Origin of the sequence: uncultured Nostoc sp. (genome assembly GCF_964247315.1) — a bacterium.
Lineage (GTDB): Bacteria > Cyanobacteriota > Cyanobacteriia > Cyanobacteriales > Nostocaceae > Nostoc.
Genome location: NZ_CAXTTT010000205.1, coordinates 1 through 8,506, shown reverse-complemented (window position 1 = coordinate 8,506; position 8,506 = coordinate 1). Strand labels below are relative to the sequence as shown.

The 8,506-nt window shown below is 41.5% G+C and carries 7 protein-coding genes; 3 read left to right on the top strand and 4 right to left on the bottom strand.

Features of this window, described 5'->3' with window-relative positions; genetic code table 11:
• Positions 1–148: 148 nt before the first annotated feature.
• Both ACFE93_RS33290 and ACFE93_RS33285 read right to left on the bottom strand, forming a co-directional pair.
• The gene (locus tag ACFE93_RS33290) at positions 149–2,740 is read right to left on the bottom strand and encodes a chloride channel protein (RefSeq protein ID WP_375480182.1); all 2,592 of its coding nucleotides are present in this window, start codon (positions 2,738–2,740) and stop codon (positions 149–151) included.
• A gap of 402 nt (positions 2,741–3,142) precedes the next feature.
• Complete coding sequence (locus ACFE93_RS33285; RefSeq protein WP_375480180.1) at positions 3,143–3,457, bottom strand: hypothetical protein; 315 nt, start codon at positions 3,455–3,457, stop codon at positions 3,143–3,145.
• Positions 3,458–3,660: 203 nt separating this feature from the next.
• Between ACFE93_RS33285 and ACFE93_RS33280 the strand changes: the two genes are divergently transcribed.
• On the top strand, positions 3,661–4,116 hold the full coding sequence (locus tag ACFE93_RS33280; RefSeq protein WP_375480178.1) for a DUF4288 domain-containing protein: 456 nt from the start codon (positions 3,661–3,663) through the stop codon (positions 4,114–4,116).
• A 38-nt stretch (positions 4,117–4,154) separates the two neighbouring features.
• Here the strand turns inward: ACFE93_RS33280 and ACFE93_RS33275 are convergent, their stop codons facing one another.
• A complete protein-coding gene (locus ACFE93_RS33275; protein WP_375480176.1) occupies positions 4,155–4,613 on the bottom strand; it encodes a GNAT family N-acetyltransferase in 459 nt (152 codons plus the stop codon).
• 225 nt (positions 4,614–4,838) lie between these two features.
• Positions 4,839–5,336 carry a DUF6174 domain-containing protein gene (locus ACFE93_RS33270; RefSeq protein WP_375480174.1) on the bottom strand — a complete coding sequence of 166 codons (498 nt, stop codon included), beginning with the start codon at positions 5,334–5,336 and terminating at the stop codon, positions 4,839–4,841.
• Positions 5,337–5,728: 392 nt separating this feature from the next.
• On the opposite strand from ACFE93_RS33270, the gene ACFE93_RS33265 reads away from it, so the two are divergent.
• Positions 5,729–7,078: an MATE family efflux transporter gene (locus tag ACFE93_RS33265; RefSeq protein WP_375480172.1), complete on the top strand. Its 1,350-nt coding sequence runs from the start codon at positions 5,729–5,731 to the stop codon at positions 7,076–7,078.
• Between the two features lie 63 nt (positions 7,079–7,141).
• On the top strand, positions 7,142–8,335 hold the full coding sequence (locus tag ACFE93_RS33260; RefSeq protein WP_375480170.1) for an MFS transporter: 1,194 nt from the start codon (positions 7,142–7,144) through the stop codon (positions 8,333–8,335).
• The last annotated feature ends 171 nt before the right edge of the window (positions 8,336–8,506 follow it).

Here is an 8,506-nt window from a genome sequence, read left to right as displayed (position 1 = left end):
ATTTGTTATTTTGGCGTACTCATTTGTTATTTCGGCGTACTCATTTGTTATTTCGACGTACTCATTTGTTATTTCGACGTACTCATTTGTTATTTCGACGTACTCATTTGTTATTTTGGCGTACTCATTTGTTATTTTGGCGTGGACATTAAGTTTTGACCATAATCACTGTACAATTACTCTTGCGAGAAATATTCTCGGCAATATTTCCTTGAATCGCTTGTTGCAGTAGACTTTCACGGCTAGCTCCCAGAACAATCACATCACTATTGTCTTGTTTGGCACAATTAAGAATAGCTTCAGAAACAGAATTGGCACAAACGGGAGTAGCCATTACTTTACCACTAACTCGGCGTTGCAGAAAGCTAACAGATTTATCTAGTAATGTTGTGTCAAGAATCGAGTTAGTCGGCTGGAAAACCTGACATAGCTTGATTTGGGGTGATGTACTTAAAGAAGCTAGAGCAGGTAATAACTTAATTGCTTGGCTGGAGTTAGGGCCGCCTGCCATTGGCAACAACCAACGGTCAAAGGATCTTTTATCATCCAATTTAGCCAAGATAACATCACAAGCAGCCTGTCGAATTATCGTATCCACCACTCGGCTAAAAACTCTACCAGGAGTTGATGTACTGCCTTTCCATCCCATCAGCACCAAGTCAATGTGTCGTGCTTTGACAGTCTCTAAAATTGCCCCAGCAACATTATGGGCAACTCGGATCTCGGTATGAACGGGAATCCGCCACTCCTCTCCTAACAATATTGCCCGTTGAAAAAGTTGAAGACTTTTGCTGATTTGCACTGGTGTTTCCGATGGGATGCGGCCAGACGCAACGATAATCACTTGTAGGCATTCTATTTCGTAATTGCGATCTTTGGCGATCGCAATTGCCATGTCTAGTAAAGTCTCGGCTGTTTGAGGATGTGAAAGTGGTACTAACAACCTTCCTTTGCCTGTAGCCGGAGCGCGAGTTTGGTAAACCACATAAGAAGGTGCTGATTTGGGTTCTCTTTGTTCGCTATTACCACTCAGTCGCTCTGCTTCTACACGGATAATATCACTACGAGTAATAATTCCTATGAGCTTGCGATTTTCTGTAACGGGTAAGCAGCTCAGGTGATAACGATTGAGTATATGCAGTACATGAGCCAGTGTTGCTATGGGAGTTACTGTCACTGGCTCTGGTGTCATAATCTCGCTAACAGTTGTATCTTTACCTGACTGTTGGGAAGCAATATTAACTAAATCTTTCTGAGTCACAATACCAACAACTTTACCATTTTCTAAAACTGGAAAGTTGCGATGGTTAGAGTCAGAAAATGCCTGTACTGCTTCATTAGTACTCATTTGACTAGAGAGAGTTTCCACACGCCGTTGCATCACATCAACAGCACTTAGTTGTGCCAGAAACCCCTCTGTGCTAGGCTCTTTGGTGATGTGAATCCCTTTCCACTCTAGTAGAAGGTCGTAGAGCGATCGCCGATCGATTTTTTCTGCTACTAAATAGGCAACCACAGAGGCAATCATTAGCGGTAGCACCAGATTGAAATCTGTTGTCATCTCAAACACAATGACAACTGCGGTAATTGGAACCTTAGAGACGGCGCTAAAAAAGGCAGCCATGCCCACATGAGCATAGACTGTTGCAGCACTCATTCCCAGTAAACTGTGTTCGACAGCACCCACTAAGTAACCAAGGGCAGCTCCCAAGGCCAAAGTGGGGACTAGTAAACCCCCTGGCGCTCCAGAGCCGTAGGTAAAAATAATTAGGGTAAACTGAACTAAAAAGGCGATCGCTGCAAATGACCAATTAGCACTACCCACAAGCAAAATTTCTCTCAGCCCAGCATGATCGCGAAAGGTAGCAGGTAATAAAGCGATCGCCGCACCACTAACTAACCCAGCGATTCCAATTCGCCAAGGTAAACTCAGGTGTAGCAGGCGGCGGTTAATTGCTAGACTTTCAAGAATACCTTTATTAAATAGAATGCCTAGAAATCCCGCCAGCACTCCTAAAATCAAGTAGAAAGGGATTTCCTGAGCAAAGAAAGTTGTATCGGGAAGACCTAAATTTAGATGATTCAGATCCAGGCTGTGACTACCATAGAGCCGAGAAATAACTGAAGCGATGAAAGAAGCCAAAATCGCAGTACCAAGAGTTATATCTGATACATCTTGGAGTAATTCTTCCACTACAAAAAGCACACCTGCGATCGGTGCATTAAAAGCCGCAGCTAACCCAGCCCCGGCGCCGGCGGCGATCAGTTGGCGACGATGCTCTGGTGAAGTCGGTGCCCAGTTACTAAGTTGATTTGCCAAGGCTGCCCCAATTTGGACAGTCGGCCCTTCTCGTCCTAAAGGCATTCCAGAACCCAACACTAATGTAGCGCTGATCAACTTGACCAAAGCAATCCGTAGATTTAATGGCATCGGCACGCGAGCCAATACGGCTTTGACTTCAGACATCCCACTACCTGATGCTTCCGGTGCAAAGCGCTCTACTAGCCAACCAGCTAAAAGTCCCCCTGCTAGTCCAATACCTGGTAGCACCAAGTAGGCAGACCAATGATAAGAAAGATGCACTCGCCATGCACCTGCCCAATCCACTGTCTGTCCTAACAGAACTGCCCCTAGCCCAGAAACTAGACCAATCAGGCAAGCTTCCACGAAAGCTAACCGCCTGGGTTGAAGCAGCTGACGGGAGAGCCTCAACCAGAGAATTTTACCCCTGGCTAACATATTTTTAGCAATCACTTGTGATCAATGAAGGTATATAAATGTCTGAAATGTCTTACCGTTCACCCTATTTATAGCCTTTCATAAAAAAATGAAATTAGAATAAAAATTTTCTATGTCTAAAGATAGATATATACAGTAGCAGTACCGCAAGGCGGAAGTCAAAAGTCAAAAGTCAAAAGAATTGTATTTTGGGCTTTTACACCATTTGGAATGGTGAGGCAGTCGCTCAGAGGGGGTTCCCCCCATGAGGAACTGCCGAACCCGAAGGGGTATGTTTATTTCCGCCGTGTTGTACTAGATTAGGATTTACGCATAAAGATTCTCTAGAAAAATTAGGTGTAAAGTTTACTAGTAACGTTGCCAATCATACATAAATCGTCCATGACGATCGCGCACAAGTTCTCATTCTCCATGACGATATCGTTGTCCGTGATAACCTATAGAGCGATAGTGTCGCCTATAATAATGTCCTCGATTCCACTGGCGTTGATAATAATATCTTCCAGTCCGATGCCGTCTATGATAACGTCGTCGAGTTCGTCTGTGAGCTAACAAAAACTCTTCACTTCGCTCTCCTACTAATTTTGTCTGTACGTCAATACTCTGTTCATTGAGAACGTTATTTAGAGTATTATCTTTGGCTTCAACCAAAGTAGGTGGATAAATGAAGGCTAATAACAGGAACACAATTGAGGATAGCTTTTTGAAACGGTTCACGTCTTTGCTTTTCCTAAACTATTGGTAATAATTTTATTTAATACTTAAGTTGAGCAATTATATAGTTCGGAATTCACAAATTTGAGTAACGCAAATGTAATTAAAAGTACATATAGCAGTTCCCATTCAGATGAAGTACAATGTCATATCGCTTGGTATAGTTGCTTGAGCATTATTAGTAAAAAGTTTTAGTTTTATAAGCAATGGCATACATTCCAAAAAATGCAAAGTGGTATATCGCTGAATTGGTAATCGAGTGTAAAGTTGAGGAAAATCCACATAATGTTGTTCATGTAAATATTGTTCTTGTCCGTGCTTCTTCAGCAGAAGAGGCTTTTGAGAAAGCCGAAGAACTTGGTTATGAGAGTAACGACACATATCTTAATCCCAAAAATCAAACCGTAACTTTTACTTATAGAGGCTTACAGGCTCTCAATGTGATTCATGATGAATTAGAACATGGTGCTGAACTGATGTTTGAAGAAAAAATTGGTATACGTGAAAGCGAGTTACAACAAATGCTGACTCCAAAATCTCAGCTAGCTATTTTTCGTTCGTTAAAACCAATAGATCCATCTAAGCCAGACTATAGGAGTAAAGAAATCATGGATGAAGTCGCAAAAATGATGAGTGGCGATGGTATTATTGAAAGACTTTAAATACTTCACCCCAACAGTGCATTCGCCATCCTAAACTTTTACAATAAAGCTAAGGTCATAAATACGCTGTTCGGGTCATCAATGTAGTCAGCAAAAGGGCCTCGATACTCGAACCCATACCGTGCGTACAAGGCTCGTGCTGAGGTAAACTCTGGAATTGCCCCTGTTTCCAAATACAAGCGATGGTAAGCACGCCGTTCGGCTTCTTTGATGATGTGTTCAAGAATCTTTGAGGCGACACCCCTACGTCGGTGAGCCTTGGCGGTACGCATTGATTTGATTTCACCACTTCTTGAATCTAGTTCTTTTAGTGCCCCGCATCCGAGTAATTCCGATCGCTCCCAAGCTGTCCAGAAAGTAATATCAGGCGAACGCAATGCTTCCAAATCAAGAGCATGAACGCTTCCAGGCGGTGTAAGTAGGTGCATATTTTCGATATGCTCCTGCAGAAGATCGGCAATCTTTTTACCTGTCAAGTCATCTGAGCGGATTTGCAATTCGACTCATCTCCTTAATTTGCTAGGAAATTCTACCTATAAAGGTGTACAGAATCCCGCTTGAAATAACTAATGACTTTTGACTTCCACCTTGCGGTACTAGTGGGTTGTTTGATGCAATCCACTGTGAGTATTAGTTGCATGTGTGTGCGATCGCTAAAGCAAGTAAGATACGCTGAATCAATTAAGCACTGCTGTAGCAAATAATGCTCTTGCTAGCCATAGTTAATTAATTTTTTGCAGATTGCTAATTGTAAAAAATATTTCATCATCAGCGATCTGGCTATTATAATCAATGTTAATTTGAGTCGGATAACCAAGTATTGGATCGTATTGTACAGTCAAGTTTGCTGCTTTACGAATGAGCGCATCCCTGATGATATTAAATAGTTTAGGAATTGTATTATATTCTTGAAACAATTCTGCGTTAGCTGGCTGTTTCGTTGCTTTATAAGTAATAGAAGCTGTGACTCGATTGCGTACTTTAATAATTACTGGTTCTGTGGCTTTCGGTAAACAATTGCAACTTCTAGTGAACTCATAGCGATAGTTAGAGATTTTTTGCTGTCTCCATAATCGGTAATTAATCTTAAATTGTTCCAAGGCTAAACTATTAGGCGCGGGTGTTTTGGCTACCTGTATAGGAGGAGGTTGAGATATTACAGGTGCACTAAAACCTAAAGATGCCATTAAAATAGCACTAATTGCAATTGGTAAGCGCATACAAATCCATTCTTAACTCCAACTGCTCACTTTAACGTAGCTTCAAGATGATTGCCAAAAAATTGAAATCATTTGTGACACTCAAAGCTGGTAAGCTGTTACGCAAAGAAAATTGCACATTAACTAGTGAGAGTTGTCCTTTGTCAAAAGTCCTCTCTTACAAAGATTGAGGCAGTCTGTTGGCGGGGTTCCCCCGCTTAAAGGAACTGCCGTCTGATGCCTACGGCGGGCTGCGCCAACGGATAGCGCAGCGTTAGCGAGTCCGCGAACGTCGGAAACCTCCGAGTCGTGACGAAAGCGCTTTGTTTTTAGAAACACAAATGACTAATGACTAATGACGGTCTATACGGAAAATAGGGCAATATATAGGCGCATTAGCTTATCAACTATATATGTTTTCTGAAGTTAAAAAATGTCTGATGTTAGCCGTACCTTTGGCAGCGGCACAACTGGCTCAATCTGCAACTGGTTTTGTGGATACGGTAATGATGGGTTGGTTGGGAAGTCAAACCATTGCATCTGGAGGTTTGGGATCTGTTATCTTTAGTTTTTGTCTGTTTATTGTTGCTGGTATAGTTTCTGCTGTCAGTCCGTTAGCAGCCCAAGCATACGGAGCCGGAAATAAAGAAAAAGTTGGCACAATTGTCCGGCTTGGACTAGGGATATCTTTGGTGCTAGGAATACCAATTACATTGCTGCTCTACAATGGAGGTGCTTTACTACTTTTACTAGGACAGGATGCTAACACAGTAGCACTAGCAGAAATTTATTTAAGGGCGATCGCACTGGGTTTTATTCCTGCTTTGGGCTTTGCAGTACTTAAAAGCTTTCTTTCTGCTCTATTGCAACCGCAATTAGTGATCGTGACTGTGGTTTTGGGTACTCTGTTCAACATCACAGCTAACTATGTGCTGATGTTTGGTAAACTGGGATTTCCGGCGCTGGGTTTAGCTGGTATCGGTTGGGCAAGCACGCTTTCACTTTGGAGTATGTTTGTTGCTTTGACAGTTTATATATGTAATCAGCCTCACTTTGCAGTTTATGGTATTTTTCGACCTTCGTCTCACGAAGCTTTTCCTCTAGAACATCGCCGGATCGTTGGCGAGATTTTTCAGGTAGGATTGCCCATCGGGGGTCTGGTTGCGGTAGAAGCCGGACTGTTCACTGTTGTCACTTTCTTCATCGGACGATTGGGAACAAATGCCCTCGCTGCTCATCAAATTGCTTTACAAACAATTTCGATCTCATTCCAAATGGCACTAGGCATTTCTCTAGCGACAACAGTTCGTGTTGGACAGTTAGCCGGACAGAATGACCTAGTTGGCACTCGTCTAGCTGGATATGTAGGTATTGCCATTGCAGCTTTATCTATGGGTGTAGTAGCCTTGGCATTTTGGCTAGTACCAAAGTCGATTATTTCTCTTTATATTGACATCAACAATCAGAACAATGCAGATGTAGTTGCTCTGGCGGTGAAATTGCTAGCAGTCGCGGCAATTTTTCAAATAGTTGACGGCGTGCAAGTTACTGCCGCCGGAGCATTACGCGGACTAAAAGACACTCGAATCCCGATGTTGATTGGAATTTTTGCTTATTGGTGTGTTGGTTTATTCACTGGTTATATTTTTGGGATCTCGTTGGGGTTTGGAGCTATTGGTTTTTGGTGGGGATTAGCTATTGGTTTAGCGATCGCTGCAATCATCCTAACTTGGCGGTTTAGCACCAGAAAAACTAATAACTGATAAACACAGATGAAGCTCAAGGGAAAAGTCCTCAAACAACTAAATTATAGTGACTTAGGTTGAATGAAAAAACAAATCTCAAGTAACGGATTAACTAAGCTTCAAGTACTGATTATGGCGATCGCATCTGGTGTGTGTGTTGCTAACGTTTATTATAATCAGCCAATTCTCAAAGATATTGCATCTTCTTTTCAAGTTAGTGAAGGTGAAGCGGGTAGCATATCTGTGCTTTCGCAAGTTGGTTACGGTTTTGGGCTTTTCTTTTTAATCCCCTTGGGCGATAAAATCAACAAAAAAACATTAATTCTTTCCTTACTTATATGTTTATTCTGTTTGTTGATATTCATGACGTTTTCACAAAATATCGTCGAGGTTTGGATATTGAGCGTAGCAATTGGAATCACAACCGTCTCCGCTCAGATTATTCTTCCCTTAGCAGCAAGTATAGATAGAGTAACTACAGGTCAAACTGTAGGCAGTATTTTTACTGGTATATTGATTGGAGTTTTAGGAGCAAGGGTTTTTAGTGGATATATTGCTGAATGCTTGAGTTGGCGTTACGTATATGGATTTTCAGGAGTAATGATTTTAATTGTTACTGTTTTGCTCAAGATTTACTTGCCTAATATAAATAATCAATACACTGGTGATTATTTTGATTTATTAAAATCAACGCTTCAACAATTAAAACGTTTTTCCTTATTGAGAGAAGCATCTTTAATTGGAGGATTAATGTTTGGTGTCTTTTGCTCATTTTGGACAACCTTGACTTTCCATTTAAGCGGAGCGCCTTTTAACTTTCAATCTGACACAATTGGGATGTATGGCTTTGTAGCGATCGCAGGTGCATTAATGGCACCAATATTTGGTAAATTAGCTGATAAAGGTAATTCCCAACGTTCCTTAACTATTTCTGTATCCCTGGTGATTGCAAGTTTAGTAATTGCTAAAATTGCTTCTAATTCAGCGCTGGCGATCGCTGTTGCTGTATTATTACTAGATGTAGGTGTACAGGCAATTCAAGTCACCAATGTTGCTAGAATATACACTCTTGATGCTCAATCGAATAGTCGCATCAACACAGTTTACATGACTACCTATTTTATTGGTGGTGCTGTAGGTACTAGCATTGGTCTATTATGCTGGCATTTTGGTGGCTGGAATTTGGTGACTTGGCAGATGTTAGTTTTTACTTTGCTTGCATTTATTGTTATAGTCAGATCCAAAATCACAACAGCAAGCATAAATAATAAATAGACTTCTTGGATAAATCAAAATAAAGAACCCCACCCTGCATTTGAGTAAAGCAAACACTTCCCTCCCCTTGGTAAGGGACTATGGTGTACACACAAGTCAAATTACCCCCTTTAATCCCCCCGATATATTGGGGGAAAATAAGAAATCTTGTTCCCTCCCCTTTCTAAGGGG